The 18,731-nt window shown below is 72.6% G+C and carries 19 protein-coding genes; 4 read left to right on the forward strand and 15 right to left on the reverse strand.

Annotated elements, in window-relative coordinates; genetic code table 11:
* Window positions 1–216: 216 nt before the first annotated feature.
* Window positions 217–1,545, reverse strand: a complete 1,329-nt coding sequence (locus tag IE245_RS35240) for a class I SAM-dependent RNA methyltransferase (protein WP_189955317.1) — start codon at window positions 1,543–1,545, stop codon at window positions 217–219.
* A 70-nt stretch (window positions 1,546–1,615) separates the two neighbouring features.
* Window positions 1,616–3,667, reverse strand: coding sequence for an APC family permease (locus IE245_RS35245; RefSeq protein ID WP_189955318.1), 2,052 nt, complete (start codon window positions 3,665–3,667; stop codon window positions 1,616–1,618).
* A gap of 235 nt (window positions 3,668–3,902) precedes the next feature.
* Between IE245_RS35245 and IE245_RS35250 the strand changes: the two genes are divergently transcribed.
* Window positions 3,903–4,571 (forward strand): potassium channel family protein, encoded by a 669-nt coding sequence (locus IE245_RS35250; RefSeq protein WP_189955320.1) that lies wholly within the window; start codon window positions 3,903–3,905, stop codon window positions 4,569–4,571.
* Window positions 4,571–5,245, forward strand: coding sequence for a potassium channel family protein (locus IE245_RS35255; protein ID WP_189955322.1), 675 nt, complete (start codon window positions 4,571–4,573; stop codon window positions 5,243–5,245). Before IE245_RS35250 ends, IE245_RS35255 begins: the two co-directional genes overlap by 1 nt.
* Window positions 5,246–5,314: 69 nt before the next feature.
* On the opposite strand, the gene IE245_RS35260 is transcribed toward IE245_RS35255, so the two are convergent.
* The 8 genes from IE245_RS35260 to IE245_RS35295 all read right to left on the reverse strand — a co-directional run bounded on the left by IE245_RS35260 (window position 5,315) and on the right by IE245_RS35295 (window position 12,840).
* Complete coding sequence (locus IE245_RS35260; protein ID WP_189955324.1) at window positions 5,315–6,058, reverse strand: DUF3159 domain-containing protein; 744 nt, start codon at window positions 6,056–6,058, stop codon at window positions 5,315–5,317.
* A gap of 3 nt (window positions 6,059–6,061) precedes the next feature.
* The gene (locus tag IE245_RS35265; protein WP_189955326.1) at window positions 6,062–6,460 is read right to left on the reverse strand and encodes an OB-fold nucleic acid binding domain-containing protein; all 399 of its coding nucleotides are present in this window, start codon (window positions 6,458–6,460) and stop codon (window positions 6,062–6,064) included.
* 45 nt (window positions 6,461–6,505) lie between these two features.
* On the reverse strand, window positions 6,506–7,192 hold the full coding sequence (locus tag IE245_RS35270; RefSeq protein WP_189955327.1) for a response regulator: 687 nt from the start codon (window positions 7,190–7,192) through the stop codon (window positions 6,506–6,508).
* Window positions 7,193–7,316: 124 nt separating this feature from the next.
* Window positions 7,317–9,863, reverse strand: coding sequence for an ATP-binding protein (locus tag IE245_RS35275; protein ID WP_189955329.1), 2,547 nt, complete (start codon window positions 9,861–9,863; stop codon window positions 7,317–7,319).
* 130 nt (window positions 9,864–9,993) lie between these two features.
* Window positions 9,994–10,722: an ABC transporter ATP-binding protein gene (locus IE245_RS35280; RefSeq protein ID WP_189955331.1), complete on the reverse strand. Its 729-nt coding sequence runs from the start codon at window positions 10,720–10,722 to the stop codon at window positions 9,994–9,996.
* Window positions 10,723–10,974: 252 nt separating this feature from the next.
* A complete protein-coding gene (locus tag IE245_RS35285; protein WP_189955334.1) occupies window positions 10,975–11,742 on the reverse strand; it encodes a DUF3710 domain-containing protein in 768 nt (255 codons plus the stop codon).
* 1 nt (window position 11,743) lies between these two features.
* Window positions 11,744–12,256 carry a dUTP diphosphatase gene (gene dut, locus IE245_RS35290; RefSeq protein WP_169094122.1) on the reverse strand — a complete coding sequence of 171 codons (513 nt, stop codon included), beginning with the start codon at window positions 12,254–12,256 and terminating at the stop codon, window positions 11,744–11,746.
* A complete protein-coding gene (locus IE245_RS35295; protein ID WP_189955336.1) occupies window positions 12,256–12,840 on the reverse strand; it encodes a PaaI family thioesterase in 585 nt (194 codons plus the stop codon). The genes dut and IE245_RS35295 overlap by 1 nt, the downstream gene beginning before the upstream one ends.
* A gap of 58 nt (window positions 12,841–12,898) precedes the next feature.
* Here IE245_RS35295 and IE245_RS35300 point away from each other — a divergent pair, with 58 nt between their 5' ends.
* The gene (locus tag IE245_RS35300; RefSeq protein WP_189955338.1) at window positions 12,899–13,405 is read left to right on the forward strand and encodes a DUF3093 domain-containing protein; all 507 of its coding nucleotides are present in this window, start codon (window positions 12,899–12,901) and stop codon (window positions 13,403–13,405) included.
* Between the two features lie 57 nt (window positions 13,406–13,462).
* Here the strand turns inward: IE245_RS35300 and IE245_RS35305 are convergent, their stop codons facing one another.
* The 4 genes from IE245_RS35305 to IE245_RS35320 all read right to left on the reverse strand — a co-directional run bounded on the left by IE245_RS35305 (window position 13,463) and on the right by IE245_RS35320 (window position 17,130).
* Entirely contained in the window at window positions 13,463–14,527 is a 1,065-nt protein-coding gene (locus IE245_RS35305; RefSeq protein WP_189955340.1) for a hypothetical protein, read from the reverse strand.
* Window positions 14,528–14,540: 13 nt separating this feature from the next.
* On the reverse strand, window positions 14,541–14,837 hold the full coding sequence (locus IE245_RS35310) for a DUF4193 domain-containing protein (protein WP_003955561.1): 297 nt from the start codon (window positions 14,835–14,837) through the stop codon (window positions 14,541–14,543).
* A gap of 396 nt (window positions 14,838–15,233) precedes the next feature.
* Window positions 15,234–16,472, reverse strand: coding sequence for a sensor histidine kinase (locus tag IE245_RS35315; RefSeq protein ID WP_189955342.1), 1,239 nt, complete (start codon window positions 16,470–16,472; stop codon window positions 15,234–15,236).
* A 4-nt stretch (window positions 16,473–16,476) separates the two neighbouring features.
* The gene (locus IE245_RS35320) at window positions 16,477–17,130 is read right to left on the reverse strand and encodes a response regulator transcription factor (protein WP_189955344.1); all 654 of its coding nucleotides are present in this window, start codon (window positions 17,128–17,130) and stop codon (window positions 16,477–16,479) included.
* Between the two features lie 419 nt (window positions 17,131–17,549).
* On the opposite strand from IE245_RS35320, the gene IE245_RS35325 reads away from it, so the two are divergent.
* A complete protein-coding gene (locus IE245_RS35325; protein ID WP_189955346.1) occupies window positions 17,550–17,732 on the forward strand; it encodes a hypothetical protein in 183 nt (60 codons plus the stop codon).
* Between the two features lie 99 nt (window positions 17,733–17,831).
* On the opposite strand, the gene IE245_RS35330 is transcribed toward IE245_RS35325, so the two are convergent.
* Window positions 17,832–18,635 carry an inositol monophosphatase family protein gene (locus IE245_RS35330; protein WP_229852023.1) on the reverse strand — a complete coding sequence of 268 codons (804 nt, stop codon included), beginning with the start codon at window positions 18,633–18,635 and terminating at the stop codon, window positions 17,832–17,834.
* Window positions 18,636–18,731: the final 96 nt, after the last annotated feature.

Here is an 18,731-nt window from a genome sequence, read left to right on the forward strand (position 1 = left end):
GGTACGACGCCCGTAACGGCGAGGCACCCCGATGGTTGATCAGGCGCGGGAATCCAGGAACGCCGCAGGGGGACGCCGGCGCCGCGCGATGCCAACGCGCGGCGGGTCATGGCCGCCCGGCGAACCGGGACACGACTCCGGAGCTTGCGCTCCGCCGGGCTCTGCGCTCATGGGGCTTCCGCTACCGCACATACCGTGCACCCGCGAAACCCCAGGTCAGGCGTCCTTCTTCACCGGCTCCAGGATCGCCACGCACTCCACGTGGTGCGTCATCGGGAACAGGTCGAAAGCGCGCAGCGTCCTGACCCGGTAGCCGCGTTCGGCGAAGTAGGAGAGGTCGCGGGCGAGGGCGGCGGGGTCGCAGGCGACGTAGGCGATGCGGCGGGCGCCGAGGCCGGCGAGGTGGTGGACGGTCTGCTTGCCGGCGCCGGCGCGCGGGGGGTCGAGGACGATGAGGTCGACCTCGGTGATGCCGGTGCGCGGGAGGACCGACTCGACCTTGCCCTGTTCGACGCGGACGCGCGGGAAGGAGGCCAGGTTGTGGCGGGCGTCCTCGACGGCGCGCTTGCCGGACTCGATGCCGAGGACCGCGCCCTGCTCGCCGACGCGGTCGGCGAGGGCGCCGGCGAAGAGGCCGACGCCGCAGTAGAGGTCGAGGGCGGTGTCGCCCTTGCGCGGGAGGAGGCCCTGCATCACGGCCTTCATGAGGGTGTCGGCGGCCTTCGGGTGGACCTGCCAGAAGCCGCCGCTGCCGACGCGGTGGGTGCGCTCGTCGGCGCGCTCGCGGACGAAGGCGCGGCCGTGGACGCGGTGGACGCCGCCGTCCTTCTCGTCGACGCGCAGCACCGAGACCGGCTTGTCGAGCTCGACGAGCGGGAGGCGGGCGCCGGGGCGCGGGGTGAGGATGACCTGGCGGTCGTTCGAGCCGGAGGCGGCGATCGCCTCGACGGTGGCCATGCCCTCCCAGGTGCGGGCCTCGATGCCGAGCTCCGAGACGCCCTGGGCCGCGATCATGCAGTGGTCGATGACCTCGACCTCGTGCGAGCGGTGCTTGCGCAGACCGGCGCGGCCCTCGGCGTCGACGGCGTACTGGACGCGGGTGCGCCACTGCGGGACCTCGCCCGCCGGGAGCTTGTCGCCCTCCGCGGGGACGACGGTGCCGTCCCAGCCGGCCTCCTCCGGGGTGAGGCCCGCGAGCCGCTTCAGCTGCTCGGCGATGACCTCGCCCTTGAGGCGGCGCTGGGCGCCCGGCTTGGCGTGCTGCCAGTCGCAGCCGCCGCACTTGCCGGGGCCGGCGAAGGGGCAGGGGGCCTCGATGCGGTCCTTGGAGGCGTCGAGGACCTCGACGGCGTCGGCGCGCAGGAAGCGGCTGCTCTCGTCGCCCTCGGTGACGCGGGCCCGGACGCGCTCGCCCGGCAGCGCGTGGCGCACGAAGAGGACGCGGCCCTCCTCCGTCCGGGCGATGCAGTGGCCGCCGTGGGCCACCGGGCCGACCTCGACCTCGTACTCCTCCCCGATCAGGGACTTCACAGGGGTGTTCTGCATGATCGGGGGCTCCAGTGACAGAAGGGGAGAAAGAGAAAGGGGGCTGCTGTTCGGACAGCAGCCCACCAGTCTAGTTGCTCTTCGCGGTCGGTTCCTTCCTGGCCTTCTCGACCGGGCCGCGGCGGACCGAGCCCGGCGCGTTCCAGTCCTGGCGCTTCCGGGCCCGGCGCTTGGCGGCCTCGGAGGACTGGAGCTGGTAGGGGACGGAGGTGACCATGACGCCGGGGGTGAAGAGGAGCCGGCCCTTGAGGCGGAGCGCGGACTGGTTGTGGAGCAGGTGCTCGTACCAGTGGCCCACGACGTACTCGGGGATGTACACCGAGACGGCGTCGCGCGGGCTCTCCTTGCGGAGGTTCTTCACGTACTCGATGACCGGCCGGGTGATCTCGCGGTACGGCGAGTCGAGGATCTTCAGCGGCACGTTGATGCCGCGCCGCTCCCACTCCTCCCGGAGCGCCTTGGTCTCCGCCGGGTCGACGTTGACGGTGAGCGCCTCCAGCTCGTGGGCGTGGAGCAGCTTCGCGTAGGCGAGGGCCCGGAGGGTGGGCTTGTGGAGCTTGGAGACGAGGACGATCGAGCGGACCCGGGAGGGGCGCACGTACTCGTCGGGACGCTCCTCCGCGGCGGCGATCTCGGCCCCGACGGAGTCGTAGTGGCGGCGGATCGCGGTCATCGTCACGTAGAAGATCACCATGCCGAGCAGGGCGACCCAGGCGCCGTGGGTGAACTTGGTGGCGAGGACGACGACGAGGACGAGACCGGTGAAGAAGGCGCCGAAGGCGTTGATCGCGCGGGAGCGGATCATGTGGCGGCGCTTGGCCGGGTCGCGCTCGGTCGTCAGGTGGCGGTTCCAGTGCCGGACCATGCCGATCTGGCTGAGCGTGAAGGAGACGAAGACGCCGACGATGTACAGCTGGATGAGGCGGGTGGAGTCCGCGCCGTAGATCCAGACGAGGAGGGCGGCGGCGCCCGCGAGGAGCACGATGCCGTTGGAGAACGCGAGCCGGTCGCCGCGGGTGTGCAGCTGGCGCGGCAGGTAGCGGTCCTGGGCGAGGATCGAGCCGAGGAGCGGGAAGCCGTTGTACGCGGTGTTGGCGGCCAGGAAGAGGACGAGCGCGGTGGCGGCGGCGAGCAGGACGAAGAAGAACGTCCCGTCGCCGAAGACGGCGGCCGCGACCTGGGAGATGACCGGGTCCTGGACGTATCCCTCGCCGACCGGGACGCCGTTGTGGAGCAGGTCCTCGGCGGGCTTCTCCGCCATCCGGACGTCGGTGGCCCCGGCGAGGAAGATGATGCCGCAGAACATGGTGACGGCGAGGCCGCCCATGAGCGCGAGGGTGGTGGCGGCGTTCTTCGACTTCGGCTTGCGGAAGGCGGGGACGCCGTTGGAGATGGCCTCGACGCCGGTGAGGGCGGCGCAGCCGGAGGAGAAGGCGCGCAGCAGCAGGAAGATCAGGGCGAAGCCGGCGAGTCCCGGGTGCTCCGGCTTGATCTCGAAGTCGGCCGTCGGGGCCTTCATGGTGTCGTCGAGGACGATGCCGCGCCAGGCGCCCCAGGCGATCATGCAGAAGACGCCGAAGACGAAGACGTACGTCGGGATGGCGAAGAGGCTGCCGGACTCCTTCACGCCGCGGAGGTTCATCACGGTGAGGAGGACGATGACGCCGACGGCGCAGGCGACCTTGTGCTCGACGACGAAGGGGATCGCGGAGCCGAGGTTCTCGATGCCGGAGGAGATCGAGACGGCGACGGTGAGGACGTAGTCGACGAGCAGGGCGCTCGCGACGGTGAGTCCGGCCTTCGGTCCGAGGTTGGTGGTCGCGACCTCGTAGTCGCCGCCGCCGCTCGGGTACGCGTGCACGTTCTGCCGGTACGAGGCGACGACCGTGAACATCAGGACGACGACGGCCAGCGCGATCCACGGGCTGAAGTGGTAGGCCGACAGGCCTGCCACGGAGAGGACGAGGAGGACCTCGCCCGGTGCGTACGCCACCGAGGAGAGGGGGTCGGAGGCGAAGACGGGGAGGGCGACCCGCTTGGGGAGAAGGGTCTCTCCGAGCTTGTCGCTGCGCAGGGCCCGCCCGATCAGGATCCGTTTGGGCACGTCGGTCAGTTTGGACACAACAGAGGATCGTAAGCGTTCGAAAAGAGCCATCCTCACCGCGACCCCCGATCCATACGGAATCTTTCCGCGGGCCCCTCGGATGCGGTCCTGTTCCGCGTTGCGGCTTAAGCTCGGACCGGGCAACCCGGCAGGGCGTTGCCCGCCACGGCCCGGGCCGATCGGGCGAGGAAAGTTGTGAGCAGGGTGTTTTCGCAGGTCAGCAAGGCGATCAGGAGTGCGGGGTAACGGGGACGTGCACATCGTCATCATGGGCTGCGGGCGAGTGGGAGCCGCTCTCGCGCAGACCCTGGAGCAGCAGGGCCACACGGTCGCCGTGGTGGACCAGGACCCTACGGCTTTCCGCCGTCTGGGCTCCGGCTTCGGAGGCCGGCGCGTCACCGGCGTGGGCTTCGACCAGGACACCCTGCGCGAGGCGGGGATCGAGGAGGCCGGTGCCTTCGCCGCGGTGAGCAGCGGTGACAACTCCAACATCATCGCGGCCCGGGTGGCGCGCGAGATGTTCGGCATCGAGAACGTGGCCGCGCGGATCTACGACCCGCGGCGCGCCGAGGTCTATCAGCGCCTGGGCATCCCCACCGTGGCGACGGTCCGGTGGACCGCCGACCAGATGCTGCGCCGGCTGCTGCCTTCGGGCGCGGAGCCGCTGTGGACCGATCCGAGCGGCGGCGTCCAGCTCGCCGAGGTGCACACCTCCCCGGCGTGGATCGGGCACAAGATCAGCCGGCTCCAGGACGAGACCGGCGTGCGGGTCGCCTTCCTCACCCGGCTGGGCGAGGCGGTCATCCCGAGCTCGCAGACGGTGCTCCAGGAAGGGGACCTGGTGCATGTGATGATGCGGACGGACGAGATCGGGAAGGTCGAGGCGGCCTTCGCCGAGGGCCCCGAGGAGGGCGGTCACTGATGCGGGTCGCGATTGCGGGCGCGGGCGCGGTGGGCCGTTCCATCGCCGGCGAACTCCTGGAGAACGGCCACGAGGTGCTGCTCGTCGACAAGGCGCCGACCGCCATCTCCGTGGAGCGGGTGCCGCAGGCGGAGTGGCTGCTCGCCGACGCCTGTGAGATCACCTCGCTGGACGAGGCGGCGCTCCAGCGCTGCAACGTGGTCATCGCGGCCACCGGCGACGACAAGGTGAACCTGGTCGTCTCGCTGCTCGCGAAGACCGAGTACGGGGTGCCCCGGGTGGTCGCCCGGGTGAACAACCCGAAGAACGAGTGGCTTTTCAACGAGTCCTGGGGCGTGGACGTCGCCGTCTCCACCCCGCGTCTGATGTCGGCCCTGGTGGAGGAGGCGGTGAGCGTCGGCGACCTGGTCCGGCTGCTCCGCTTCAGCCACGGCGACGCCAACCTGGTGGAGCTGACGCTGCCGCCGGAGTCGGCGGTGGCCGGTACGCAGGTGGGCGAGGTCGCCTGGCCGCAGGACACCTCGCTGGTGACGATCATCCGCGGTTCGCGGGTGCTGACGCCGAGCCCCGAGGAGACCCTGGAGGCGGGCGACGAGCTGCTGTTCGTGGCGGCGCAGGCCCGCGAGGAGCAGCTGGAGGAGCTCCTCCAGGTCCGCCGGGAGCCGGCGGAGTAGCGCCGTACCGTACGTGGGAGGGCCCGGGACCGTCGACGGTCCCGGGCCCTCCCGCGTACGGTGTGGCGGCTACGCCTCGGGGGTGCGGGCGGCCGCGGCCTCGCGTTCCCTCTCCGCCTTCTCCTCCGCCTCCATCTCGGCGAAGACGTCGATCGGCGGCGGCGCCTTGGCCAGGAAGACCCAGGTGAGGTAGACGGCGAGCAGGAAGGGCGGGATCTTCAGGGCGACGAGGACCCAGCCGAGCTGGGTGGTGTCGGCCCACCAGTAGAGCGGGAAGAGGATCGCGCACTTGGCGAGCAGGATCAGGCCCCAGGCCCAGCTGGCCTTCGCGTAGGCCTTCTTCCGTCCGGGGTTCCGGGTCCGCCAGGAGAGGTTCTCCTTGAAGACCGGGCCGAGGATGAGGCCGATCAGCGGGACGCCGGCGAGCGTGGTGACGATGTACGCGAGGCCGAGGCCCAGCGTGTACAGCATGCCGGGGAGGTAGAAGTCCTTGGCGTTGCCGGTCATCATCGCGAAGACGACGCCGAAGCCGACGCCGAAGACCCCGCTGAAGGCGTGCTTGACCGTGTCGCGGCGGACGAGCCGGACGACGACGAGCAGGAGGGAGACGGCGAGGGCGGCGACGGCCGAGCTCTTCAGGTCCTTGTTGATCGTGTAGATCGTGACGAAGAGCAGGCCGGGCAGGACCGTCTCGACCATGCCGCGGACGCCGCCGAAGGCCTCGAAGAGCGCGGCCTCGGTCACCGCCCTGTCGGTCCGGGCGTCCTGGTCCGGGGTCGGCGGTGCGGTGGTCGGCTTGTCGACGGACGTCACCGGCTACTCCTGTCCGAGCGGTCGGAGCTCGTATTTGGGGTTGAAGAGGACCCGCCGGCCGTGGCTCATGGAGATCCGGCCGGAGGCGATCAGCTTGCGGCCCGGCTCGATGCCCACGATGGAGCGCCGGCCCAGCCAGACGACGTCCAGCGGCGCGGTGCCGTCGAACAGCTCGGCCTCCAGGGCCGGGACACCGGCCCTGGGGCGCAGCGTGACCGTGCGCAAGGTACCAGTGACCTTGACTATCTGGCGGTCGTCGCAGTCGGAGATCCGCGTGCAGCCCGAGGCGGCCGTGTCCTCCTGGAGCTCCTCCGACTCCAGGTCCTCCGGCGAGGAGGAGAGCCGGTCGAGCATCCGGCGGAACCGGCCTGCCGGCTTGTCGGTACGGGGTGCAGCACTCATACCCAAAAGCCTACCGGCCGCGGCCGACGGGGGAACGGGCCCGTCTCAACGTTCGAAGCGGTACCCCATCCCCGGCTCGGTGACGAAGTGGCGCGGGTGCGAGGGGTCGGTCTCCAGCTTGCGGCGCAGCTGGGCCATGTAGACCCGCAGGTAGTTGGTCTCGGTGCCGTAGGAGGGGCCCCAGACCTCCTGGAGGAGCTGCTTCTGGCTGACGAGGCGCCCGCCGTTGCGGACCAGGACCTCCAGGAGGTGCCACTCGGTGGGGGTGAGCCGGACGTCCCGCCCGTCGCGGTGGACCTTCTTGGCGGCGAGGTCGACGGTGAAGTCCTCCGTCTCGACCACGACGACCCCGTCCTCGGCGCCGCCGACGGGCTCGGCGCGGCGGACGGCGGCGCGCAGCCGGGCGAGGAGCTCGTCCATGCCGAAGGGCTTGGTGACGTAGTCGTCGGCACCGGCGTCGAGGGCCTCGACCTTCTCGTCGGAGGTGTGGCGGGCGGAGAGCACGATGATCGGGACCCGGGTCCAGCCGCGCAGTCCCTTGATGACGTCGACGCCGTCGAGGTCGGGCAGGCCGAGGTCGAGGACGACGACGTCGGGGTGGCGCTCGGCGGCGAGCTTGAGGGCGGTGGCGCCGTCGGGAGCGGAGTCGACCTCGTACTTCCGCGCCTTGAGGTTGATCACCAGGGCGCGGACGATCTGCGGCTCGTCGTCGACCACGAGGACCCGGGTCATGTCGGGGGCCTTCCTTCTCTCTGCTGTTCCTGCTGTACGGAGGTGGGTGCGGGCCGCTGTGCGGGGGCTCCGCGCGCGGGGGCGGGTACGGCGTTCCCGGGGGTGTACGGGGCGGGGCGCGGGCTCAGCCCATGGTGTGGGCCGGCAGCTCGGCGGCGGGCGGCGGGGCGGTGCCCCCGGCGGCGCGCAGGGTCAGGACCATGGTGAGGCCGCCGCCCGGGGTGTCCTCGGCGCTGAGGGTGCCGCCCATGGCCTCCACGAAGCCGCGGGCGACGGCGAGTCCGAGGCCGACGCCGGAGCCGCGCGGGGCGTCGCCGAAGCGCTGGAAGGGCTCGAAGATGCCGTCCTTGGAGTCGTCGGGGACGCCGGGGCCGCGGTCGACGACCCGGAGTTCGACCCGGTCGCCGAGGGTGCTGGCGGTGACGGCGACGGGGACGCCCTCGGGGCTGTACTTGACGGCGTTCTCGACGATGTTGGCGACGGCCCGTTCGAGGAGGCCCTTGTCGACCTCGACCATCGGCAGGGTCTCGGGGACGTCGGCCTCGGCGCTGCCGTCCGGGACGCCGCCGAGGGCCATGGGGACGACCTCGTCGAGGTCGACGGCGCGGACCAGCGGGGTGACCGTGCCGGTCTGGAGGCGGGACATGTCGAGGAGGTTGCCGACGAGGTGGTCGAGGCGGTCGGCGCCGGCCTCGATGCCCTCCAGGAGCTCGGCCCGGTCCTCCTCGGACCATTCGACGTCGTCGGAGCGGAGGGAGGTGACGGAGGCCTTGATGCCGGCGAGCGGGGTGCGCAGGTCGTGGCTGACGGCGGCGAGCAGGGAGGTGCGGATCTTGTTGCCCTCGGCGAGCTTGCGGGCCTCCTCGGCCTCGCCGACGAGCCGCTGCCGGTCGAGGACGACGGCGGCCTGGGCGGCGAAGGCGCCGAGCACCCGGCGGTCCTCGGCGGGCAGGACGCGGCCGCTGAGGGCGAGGGCGAGGTGGTCGCCGACCGGCATGTCCACGTCGGCGTCCTCGGGGCGGGCGGCCGGGTGGGGTCCGACGGCGGCGGCCCGGTTCCAGGGCTCGGCGCCGTCGGCCCGTTCGAGCAGGGCGACGGACTCCATGGAGAAGGTCTCGCGGACCCGTTCCAGGAGGGCGTCGAGGCTGGTCTCGCCGCGCAGCACGCTGCCCGCGAGATAGGAGAGGACCTCGGCCTCGGCGCGCAGCCGGGCGGCCTGGTGGGTGCGGCGGGCGGCGAGGTCGACCACGGAGGCGACGGCCATCGCGACGCCGAAGAAGACCGCGATGGCGACGATGTTCAGCGGGTCGGCGATGGTGATCCGGTGGATCGGCGGGGTGAAGAACCAGTTCAGGAGGAGGGAGCCGACGGCCGCGGAGGCGAGCGCCGGCAGGAAGCCGCCGAGCAGGGCGGAGCCGACGGTCAGCGCCAGGAAGAGCAGCATGTCGTTGGCGAGGCCGAGGTCGGCGTCCGTGTGGGTGAGGAGGAGGGCGAGCGCCAGCGGCCCGGCGACACCGACGAGCCAGCCGCCGAGGATCCGGGAACGGCCGAGGCGGGCGCCGCGGGCGACCGGGAGGCCCCGGCCCTTGGCGACCTCGCCGTGGGTGACGATGTGGACGTCGAGGTCGGGCCCCGACTCGCGGGCGACGGTCTGTCCGACGCCGGGTCCGAGGACGTACTGCCAGGTGCGGCGGCGGCTGGAGCCGAGGACGATCTGGGTGGCGTTGACCCCGCGGGCGAACTCCAGGAGGGCGGTCGGTACGTCGTCGCCGATGACGTGGTGGAAGGTGCCGCCGAGGTCCTCGACGAGGGTGCGCTGGACGGCCAGCTCCTTCGGCGAGGCGGCGGTGAGGCCGTCGCTGCGGGCTATGTAGACGGCGAGGACCTCGCCGCCCGCGCCCTTCTCGGCGAGCCGGGTGGCGCGTCGTATCAGGGTGCGGCCCTCGGGACCGCCGGTGAGGCCGACGACGATCCGCTCGCGGGCCTGCCAGGTGGAGCGGATGTTGTGCTCGCCGCGGTACTGCCGGAGGTACTCGTCGACCCGGTCGGCGGTCCAGAGGAGGGCGAGCTCGCGCAGGGCGGTGAGGTTGCCGGGGCGGAAGTAGTTGGAGAGGGCGGCGTCGACCTTGTCGGGGGTGTAGACGTTGCCGTGCGCCATGCGGCGGCGCAGCGCCTCGGGCGACATGTCGACCAGTTCGATCTGGTCGGCGCGGCGGACGATCTCGTCGGGGACGGTCTCCTGCTGCCGGACGCCGGTGATCGACTCGACGACGTCGCCGAGCGACTCCAGGTGCTGGATGTTCACGGTCGAGACGACGTCGATGCCCGCGGCGAGCAGTTCGGCGACGTCCTGCCAGCGCTTGGAGTTCCGCGAGCCGGGGACGTTGGTGTGGGCGAGCTCGTCGACGAGGGCGACGGCGGGACGGCGGGCGAGGACGGCGTCGACGTCCATCTCGGTGAAGACTCCGCCGCGGTGTTCGAGCTCGCGGCGGGGCAGCTGCTCCAGGCCGTGCAGCAGCACCTCGGTGCGCGGCCGGCCGTGGTGCTCGACGAAGCCGACGACGCAGTCGGTGCCGCGCTCCACCCTGCGGTGGGCCTCGGCGAGCATCGCGTACGTCTTGCCGACGCCGGGCGCCGCGCCGAGGTAGATCCGAAGCTTGCCACGTCCCATGGACCGACCATACGTCCGGCTGATCGGACATTCCGCACCCGGAGGAACACCCCGATGCGGTATTGACGTGATCCTGATGCCCGCCGGCGCGGTCGACGCGCACCGGTCCGGCCCGCCGCGCCGCCGGGGCTCAGGCCTCGGCTATCTCCCCGTCGCGGAGTTCGAGGACCCGGTCGGCGAGACGGAGGAGCTGGTGGTCGTGGGTGGCGACGAGGGCGGTGCAGTTCTCGCTGCGGACCACGGCCCGCAGCAGCTCCATCACGGCGAGGCCGGTCTCGGCGTCGAGCTGGCCGGTCGGCTCGTCGGCGATGAGCAGGGCCGGCTTGTTGGCGAGGGCGCGGGCGATGGCGACCCGCTGCTGCTGGCCGCCGGAGAGCTCCCCGGGGCGCTGGTCGGCGTGGTCGGCGAGGCCCACGAGGGCGAGCAGCAGGGCCACCCGCTCCTCCCGCTCGGCGGGGTCCGCCTTCCGCAGCCGGAGCGGGACGCCGACGTTCTCGGCGGCGGAGAGGATCGGCAGCAGGCCGAAGGACTGGAAGATGAAGCCGATCCGGTCCCGGCGCAGCGCCAGGAGGCCGTCCTCGCCGAGGGTGGAGAGGTCGGTGCCGTCGATGACGATCCGGCCGCCGTCGGCGCTGTCGAGGCCGCCGACCAGATTGAGCAGGGTGGTCTTGCCGGAGCCGGAGCGGCCCTTGAGGGCGACCAGCTCGCCGCGCGGGATCTCGAAGGAGACGCCCTTGAGGGCGTGGACGGCGGCCTCGCCCTCGCCGAACGTCCGGCGCAGTCCCTCGACCCGGATCATCGGCCCCCCGGCCGGGTCCTCGGCGACGGCCGTCGCGGACCGCGTGCTGTTCTCGCTCATCTGCGTCCCCCTCCTCGAACACCTGCGCACTCCAGTATGGTCGGCCGCCCGCACCGGGGCCAGGGCCGTGAACCCCGATCCGACCCCGACTTCCGGACGCCGCGCCCCGCACTCCGGACGCGGGACGACCCGTAGGGGAACGCGGAACCCGTGCGCGAAACGGCCGGTGGGCCGCCGTCCGTACGTCGTGCGTACGGACGGCGGCCCACCGGACCGACCGCTCCCCGGGCCCCACCGGCCCCGGGGGGCGCGTCAGCGGATCTCGGAGATCTCCGGGCCGCGCTGCAGCTGGCCCATGCCGCCGGAGAAGCGGGACCCTGCCTGCTCCTCCTGCTGGACGCCGTCCGGCACCATCTGCGCGTCGTTCGGCAGCTTGAGGACGATCGGGTCGCGCGGGGCCATCGGGCCGTCGCCGCGGGCGACGACGGTGTCCCGGACGATCTGCTCCAGGAGGCCGGCGGCCTCGGGCTGCACCGCGCCCTGGCCGGAGATGACGCCGCGCAGGAACCAGCGCGGGCCGTCGACGCCGACGAAGCGCACGATCTGCACGCCGCGGTTGCCGTCGGGCAGCTGGACGGGGACCTGCGCGCGCAGCTCCCAGCCGAGCGGGCCCTCGACCTCGTCGATCGCGCCGCCCTGCTGGACGATGCCGGTGGCGATCTCCTCGCGGACCTCGCCCCAGATGCCCTCCTTCTTGGGCGCGGCGAACGCCTGGAGCTGCACGGCGCTGTCGCGCAGCACGATGGTCGCGGCGACGATCGCGTCGCCCGCCACCTCCACGCGGAGTTCCATGCCCTCGACACCGGGGACGTAGAGCCCGCCGAGGTCGACGCGGCCCTCCTCGGGCTTGGCGACCTCGGAGATGTCCCAGGGACCGTCGGGCCGGGGCGCCGGCGGAAGGTTCACCTTGCGCGGCTGGTCGGCCGCTTCCGCGGCGTCCTCGCCGGCCACGGCGTCGACGACCTGCTCGGCCTCGCCCGCCGTGTCGGCGGCACCGCTCTTCTTGCGACGTCCGAACACGTCACTGTCCTTCCCGGTCGGATACGACCGAAGCGTATCGATTCCCACCCGTCGTGCCGTCCACGGCGGCATGGCCGCCGGTGGACCCGAAGCCCCCCTCGGCCCGCGCCGAGCCGGGAAGCTCCGCCACCTCGTGGAAGCGCACCTTCTCGACCTGCTGGACGACAAGTTGGGCAATCCGGTCGAAGCGCTCGAACCGCACGCTCTCGCGCGGGTCGAGATTGACCACGATCACCTTGATCTCTCCACGGTACCCGGCATCGACCGTCCCTGGGGCATTCACGAGCGCGACTCCGCAGCGCGCGGCCAGTCCCGACCGCGGGTGGACGAAGGCGGCGTAGCCGTCGGGGAGGGCGAGGGAGACCCCGGTGGGCAGCACGGCGCGCTCCCCGGGGGCGAGGACGGCGGCCTCGGTGGTGACGAGGTCGGCGCCGGCGTCGCCGGGGTGGCCGTAGGCCGGGATCGGCACGTCCGGGTCCACCCGGCGGATCAGCACGTCGACGGGAGGGCGCATCAGGGGTTCACCTCGAAGGCGCGGGCGCGCCGGAGCTGGTCGGGATCGGCCATGGCGGCCTGGATCTCCTCCGGCCGGCCGTTGTCGATGAAGTGGTCGACCTTGACCTCGACGAACATGGCGTCGGCGCGGACGGCGACGGGCCCGTCGGGGCCGCCGATCCGGCCGGTGGCGGTCGAGTAGATCTTGCGGCCGTGGACGGCGGTGACCTCGGCCTGGAGGTGGAGGACGGTGCCGACCGGGACGGGCCGGCGGAAGTCGGTCTCCAGGCGGCCGGTCACGGCGATGACGCGGAGCAGCCAGTTCAGGGAGCCGAGGGTCTCGTCGAGCGCGGTGGCGAGCACGCCGCCGTGGGCGAGGCCGGGGGCGCCCTGGTGGTCGGCGGTCACGGTGAACTCGGCGGTGACGGTCACGCCCTCTCCCGCGCGCGCGTCCAGGTGGAGCCCGTGGGGCTGTCCGTCGCCGCACCCGAAGCAGTGGCCGTAGTGTGAGCCGAGCGCCTCGCCGGGGGCGGGCGCGTCGGGGTGGCGGGTCGGCGCCACGGCGTCGGCCGGCGGGGTGAGGGCGGCAGATGTTGCAGTCACAGGCCCAGACCTTACCCGCGCGGTAGGAGGCGGGGCGCGCCGTGCCAAGCTTGGACGCATGCAGCCTTCCGCACCGTCCCCCGCCCCCTCCCCCGAGTCCTCCGCGTCCCCGGCGGCGCCGCGCTTCGACGAGCGGCTGACCGTGCCCGGTTCGTGGTGGGCGATCGTCGTGCTGCTCGCGCTCTCCGGCGGTCTCGTCACCTTCCCGCTGGGAACGGTGGCGACGCTGGGCGGGCTGATCGTGGCGGGCGTGGCGGCCGGGGTGGCGGTGTCCTCGTACGGCTCGGCCCGGATCCGCGTGGTGGCCGGTTCGCTGGTGGCGGGCGAGGCCCGGGTGCCGGTGTCGGCGCTGGGGGCGGCCGAGGTGCTCGACGAGGAGGAGGCGCGCGCCTGGCGCGCGCACAAGGCCGATCCGCGCGCCTTCATGCTGATGCGGAGCTACGTGCCGCGGGCGGTGCGGATCGAGGTCACGGACCCGGCGGACCCGACGCCGTACCTGTACCTGTCGAGCCGTGACCCGGAGGGCCTGGCGGCCGCCGTGGAGGCGGTACGCGGCGAGGCCTGAGCCGGGGACGGGCCGCGGGCCGCTCGTGGCTGGCGGCCCGGGACGGCCCGGAGCGCGCTAGAAGCCCAGTTCCTTGGGGTTCTCGGGCTGTTCCAGCGGGGGCAGCTCCACCAGCTTCGCCCAGGGCACCTGGCGGGCTCTGAGGTCCTTGCGGATGTGGCCGGCGAGCTTCCTGGTGTCGCGCCGGTTCATGACCGCGCCGACGGCGGCGCCCACCATGAACGGGGTGAGGTTCGGCAGGTTGCGGACCATGCGCTTCGTGATCTGCTGCCGCAGTTCGCGCTTGAGCTGCCCGCCGAGGGCCGCGTTGATGGTGGTGGGCTTGGTGGGGTCGATGCCCCGCTCCTCGGCCCAGGAGGCCAGATAGGCGGCCGAGCGCTGGGGGAGGGTGCCGGGCGGCCGGAGGCCGTAGACCTCGTGGAGCTCGGCGATGAGCTTGAGCTCGACGGCGGCGACGCCGGTGATCTCCGCGGCCAGCTCGGCCGGCATGGCCGGCGGTACGGGGAGCATGGCGGCGGCGCCGATGCCGGCACCGACGGTCGAGCTCGCGTTGGCCGCGCCGGAGACCAGTTTGTCGGCCAGCTCCTCGGGGCCGAGCCCGGGGAACTGCTTGCGCAGGGTCGCGAGGTCGCGGACGGGGACGCGCGGGGCCAGGTCGATCAGCCGGTCGGCCAGGTAGCCGATGCCCGCCTTGGCTCCGTCGCCGCTCCGCTTCACGCCCTGTTTGACGCCCTCCACGCTGCGGCGGACGGCGTCGATGCGCGAGGCGTCGATCCTGATGCGGTCGATCTGGGTGCGCGCCGGATCGGCCAGTCGCCTGACGGCGCCGCGCTTCCCGCGTCGGCGGTCGTCACGGTCCTCCGTCGCCCCGGGGTCCGCGTGCCCTTCGGGGTCCCGCTCCGCGGGGAGCGGTGCCTGGCCCTGTCCGGGGGCCGCGGCAGCTTCGAGCGAGGCCGTGGGGCCCCGCTCGTCGTCCGCCACGCCAGGGGAGGGCAGGGGGGCGGCCCGCTCGGCGTCGGGAGCCTCCTGGGCGCCCTCTGTCGGGCCTGTGCCGCCCTTGTGCGTCCGGGGCTTCACGGGAAGCCTCAGACGCCGCTTCCGGGACGGTGTGTCGCCTGCCACGGCCGCGCCCTGCTCAGTCGCAGTCGCGGCAGATCGGCTGACCGTTCTTCTCGCGCGCGAGCTGGCTGCGGTGGTGCACCAGGAAGCAGCTCATGCAGGTGAACTCGTCGGCCTGCTTGGGCAGCACGCGGACGGCCAGTTCCTCGTTCGAGAGATCGGCGCCCGGGAGCTCCAGGCCTTCCGCGGCCTCGAACTCGTCGACGTCGACGGTCGAGGTCGACTTGTCGTTCCGACGGGCCTTGAGCTCCTCAAGGCTGTCCGAGTCGACGTCGTCGTCGGTCTTGCGTGGGGTGTCGTAGTCCGTTGCCATGTCGCTCTCCCCCTCTGGGTCGTTGCGGGTGTCTCAGCGCACGTAACGCGTGAGAGGTCGGACTTGTGCCCGACCTGAGGCGCAGATTTTGCCTCACATCAAGGTCTGTTACTCAATCGACACCCGTCCCGGGCTCTTCGCGAGTGATCGGTACGAGTGGCGAAGCGGACCGTACACGGTCCTCGGCACGTCCGCGTGGAGCGCCACCCCGTGTACTTTCCGCCGCCCGACGCCCGGGAAACCCGGACTTTTCCGGGTTTTCCCCCAGAATTCACGGTCACGCAGCGCGGTCGGGCGGGCACTCGCGCTTGTGATCGATCACACACGACCGTCTCAGGACGGGGCTCTCCGAATTCCGCTCAAAGCGAACAGATCGGGCTTCGTCCCCACAGTGTGTCAGATCGGCAGAGTGACACGCATCACCAGCCCGCCGCCCTCCCGGGGCTCCGCGCTGATCCGCCCGCCGTGCGCCCGCGCCACCGAGCGCGCGATCGACAGTCCGAGCCCGACGCCCTTGTCGCTGCCGGTCCGCTCCTGGCGGAGCCTGCGGAACGGCTCGAAGAGGTTGTCGATCTCGTACGCGGGGACCACGGGGCCCGTGTTGGACACCACGAGCACCGCCTGGCCGTGCTGGGCCTCGGTGGCGACCTCGACCCAGCCGTCCTCGGGAACGTTGTACCGCACGGCGTTCTGGAGCAGGTTCAGGGCGATCCGTTCGAGGAGGACGCCGTTGCCCTGGACGACCACGGGGGCCCGCTCGCCGCGGATCTCCACGCCCTTCGCCTCGGCCTCCGCGTGCACCTGGTCGACGGCCCGCTCGGCGACCTCGGCGAGGTCGACGGGCTTGCGCTCCACGATCTGGTTGTCGCTCCGGGCGAGCAGCAGCAGGCCCTCGACCAGCTGCTCGCTGCGTTCGTTGGTGGCCAGGAGGGTCTTGCCGAGCTGCTGGAGCTCGACCGGCGCCCCGGGGTCGGAGAGGTGGACCTCCAGGAGCGTGCGGTTGATCGCCAGCGGGGTCCTCAGCTCGTGCGAGGCGTTGGCGACGAAGCGCTGCTGGGCGGTGAAGGCCCGCTCCAGGCGCTCCAGCATCTCGTCGAAGGTGTCCGCGAGCTCCTTCAGCTCGTCGTCCGGCCCGTCCAGCTCGATCCGCCGCGCCAGGTCGGAACCGGCCACCTGCCGGGCGGTGCGGGTGATCCTGCCGAGCGGCGAGAGCACCCGTCCGGCCATGGCGTAGCCGAAGGCGAAGGCGATCACGCTGAGCCCGAGGAGGGCGAAGAGCGAGCGCCGCAGCAGGTCGTCCAGGGCCTTGTCCTGCTGGTACTTCAGGCAGGCGGAGACCGCCGCGTTGAGCTGCTCGCCGGTGCCCTGGACGGGCAGCTCGCACCAGGACGTGGTGGGCTGCACCTTGCCGGTGACGACCTTGAAGGGCAGCTGGGTGAGGTTGTGGGTGACGGCCTGCGCCGTGAAGACGTAGATGATCGACAGCAGCAGGATGCCGGCGATCAGGAACATGCCGCCGTACAGCAGCGTGAGCCGTATCCGGATGGTCGGCCGGAGCAGCGGTCTCACCGGGTCCCTGGGGTCCCAGGTGGGCTTCGGCGGCGCCTGCGGGTGCGGCGCCGGGGTCGTGGCCATCGGATCAGATCCGGTAGCCGGAGCCGGGGACGGTGACGATGACGGGCGGTTCGCCCAGCTTGCGCCGCAGGGTCATGACGGTGACGCGGACGACGTTGGTGAACGGGTCGGTGTTCTCGTCCCAGGCCTTCTCCAGGAGCTGCTCCGCGGAGACGACGGCGCCCTCGGAGCGCATCAGCACCTCCAGGACGGCGAACTCCTTGGGGGCGAGCTGGACCTCCCGGCCGTCCCGGAAGACCTCGCGGCGGTTGGGGTCGAGCTTGATGCCGGCGCGCTCCAGGACGGGCGGCAGCGGCACGGAGGTGCGGCGCCCGAGAGCCCGCACGCGCGCGGTGAGCTCGGTGAAGGCGAAGGGCTTGGGCAGGTAGTCGTCGGCTCCCAGCTCCAGGCCCTCGACCCGGTCGCTGACGTCGCCGGCGGCGGTGAGCATCAGGACGCGGGTGGGCATCCCCAGCTCGACGATCTTGCGGCAGACGTCGTCGCCGTGGACCAGGGGAAGGTCGCGGTCGAGGACGACGACGTCGTAGTCGTTGACCCCGACGCGCTCCAGGGCGGCGGCGCCGTCGTACACGACGTCGACGGCCATGGCCTCCCGGCGCAGCCCGGTGGCCACCGCATCGGCGAGCAGCTGCTCGTCCTCGACGACGAGTACGCGCACGTCGTTCTTCCTTCCCTCGGCGCGCCCGGTCCGGACGGGGCCGGGGGCGGTTCTCGAACACTGACTGTGCGTGTCCATCCTGCCCCGGACGCGCGTAAACCGGCTGTAAGGCGGGGGTGCGGGGGGCTCGGAGGGGTGCGGATGACGGGACGGCGAACGGGAGGGGACGCGCCGGGGACGCCGCGTGGGCGGGACGGGTGCGTGGCGGGGACTCGCCATGGAGTACGAAGAATTCACCATGAATCACGGGTCAGTTGAGGTTTCCCCGCGGACGGCGTTGGGGAGGAGGTCTGCACACCCCGCGATCACGCCCTGTTGTGGCACGCCCACGGCTCCTCCGTCCCCCGGGGAGCGTCGCAGAGCGTGATCCATCCATCCTCGGCACACCCCCGTGCCGCCGGACCCACGAGGAGGGGCGCATGGACGCGTTCACCGCAGGACTGCTGCACCGCATCAGGACCACGCAGTCGGACCTCACTCGGGCCCGCGAGACCGGCGACGAGTACCTCGCGGAGGTCGAGCAGGCCGAGCTGGAGGACCTGCACCGACTGGCCGCGGAGCACGGCGTGGAGGTCGCGACGGTCTACGCGCAGAGCGCCTGAGCGTGGGCGCTCCCCCGGGAGCGCCGACGGCGATGCCCCGGAGCCGCGAAGGCTCCGGGGCATCGCCGTGCCGGGGCGGCGGCCCGCCGTGGGGCCGCCTCAGTCGTGCCAGGCGCCCAGCCGGTCGAGCAGCTCCTGGAGGGGCCCGAAAAGCCCCTCGGGGGCCGCCACGGCCAGTTCTCCGGACTCGGGGTCCCCCGGGCGCCCGCCGGTGCGCGCGCCCGCCTCGCGGGCGATCAGGGCCCCCGCGGCGTGGTCCCAGGGGTTGAGCCCGCGCTCGTAGTACGCGTCGAGCCGGCCTGCCGCCACGTCGCAGAGGTCGATGGCGGCCGAGCCGCCGCGCCGGATGTCGCGGACCATCGGCAGGATCTCCCGGACGACCTCGGCCTGGTGGGCGCGGCGCGCCTGGACGTAGCCGAAGCCGGTGCCGAGCAGGGCCTGGTCGAAGGGGGGTGCGGTACGGACCGCGAGCCGGCGCTCGCCCAGGTACGCGCCGCCGCCGCGGACGGCGCGGAAGGTCTCGCCGCGCAGCGGGGCCTCGACGACGCCGACGACGGTCTCGCCCTCGTGCTCGGCGGCGATGGACACGGCCCAGGACGGCAGGCCGTAGAGGTAGTTCACGGTGCCGTCGAGGGGGTCGATGACCCAGCGGACGCCACTGGTGCCGGGGGCGGCGGAGCCCTCCTCGCCGAGGAGGCCGTCCTGGGGGCGGTGCTCGGCGAGGAAGCCGGTGATCAGCTTCTCGGCGGCGATGTCCATCTCGGTGACGACGTCGATGGCGCTGGTCTTGGTGGCGGCGACGGCCAGGTCTTCGGGCCGGCCGTCGCGCAGCAGGGCGCCGGCCCGCCGGGCGGCCTCCAGTGCCAGGGCGAGCAGCTCGTCGAGCGGGGGTGCGGGGGTCACGGCGTGGCTCCTCAGGCGTAGGGGCTGTCGGCGCCGGCGGCGGCGGGGTGTTCGGTGCGGGCGGGGCAGCAGCCGATGGGGCAGAGGTCGTGGGAG

The organism is Streptomyces roseolus (assembly GCF_014649855.1).
Classification (GTDB): Bacteria; Actinomycetota; Actinomycetes; order Streptomycetales; family Streptomycetaceae; genus Streptomyces; species Streptomyces roseolus.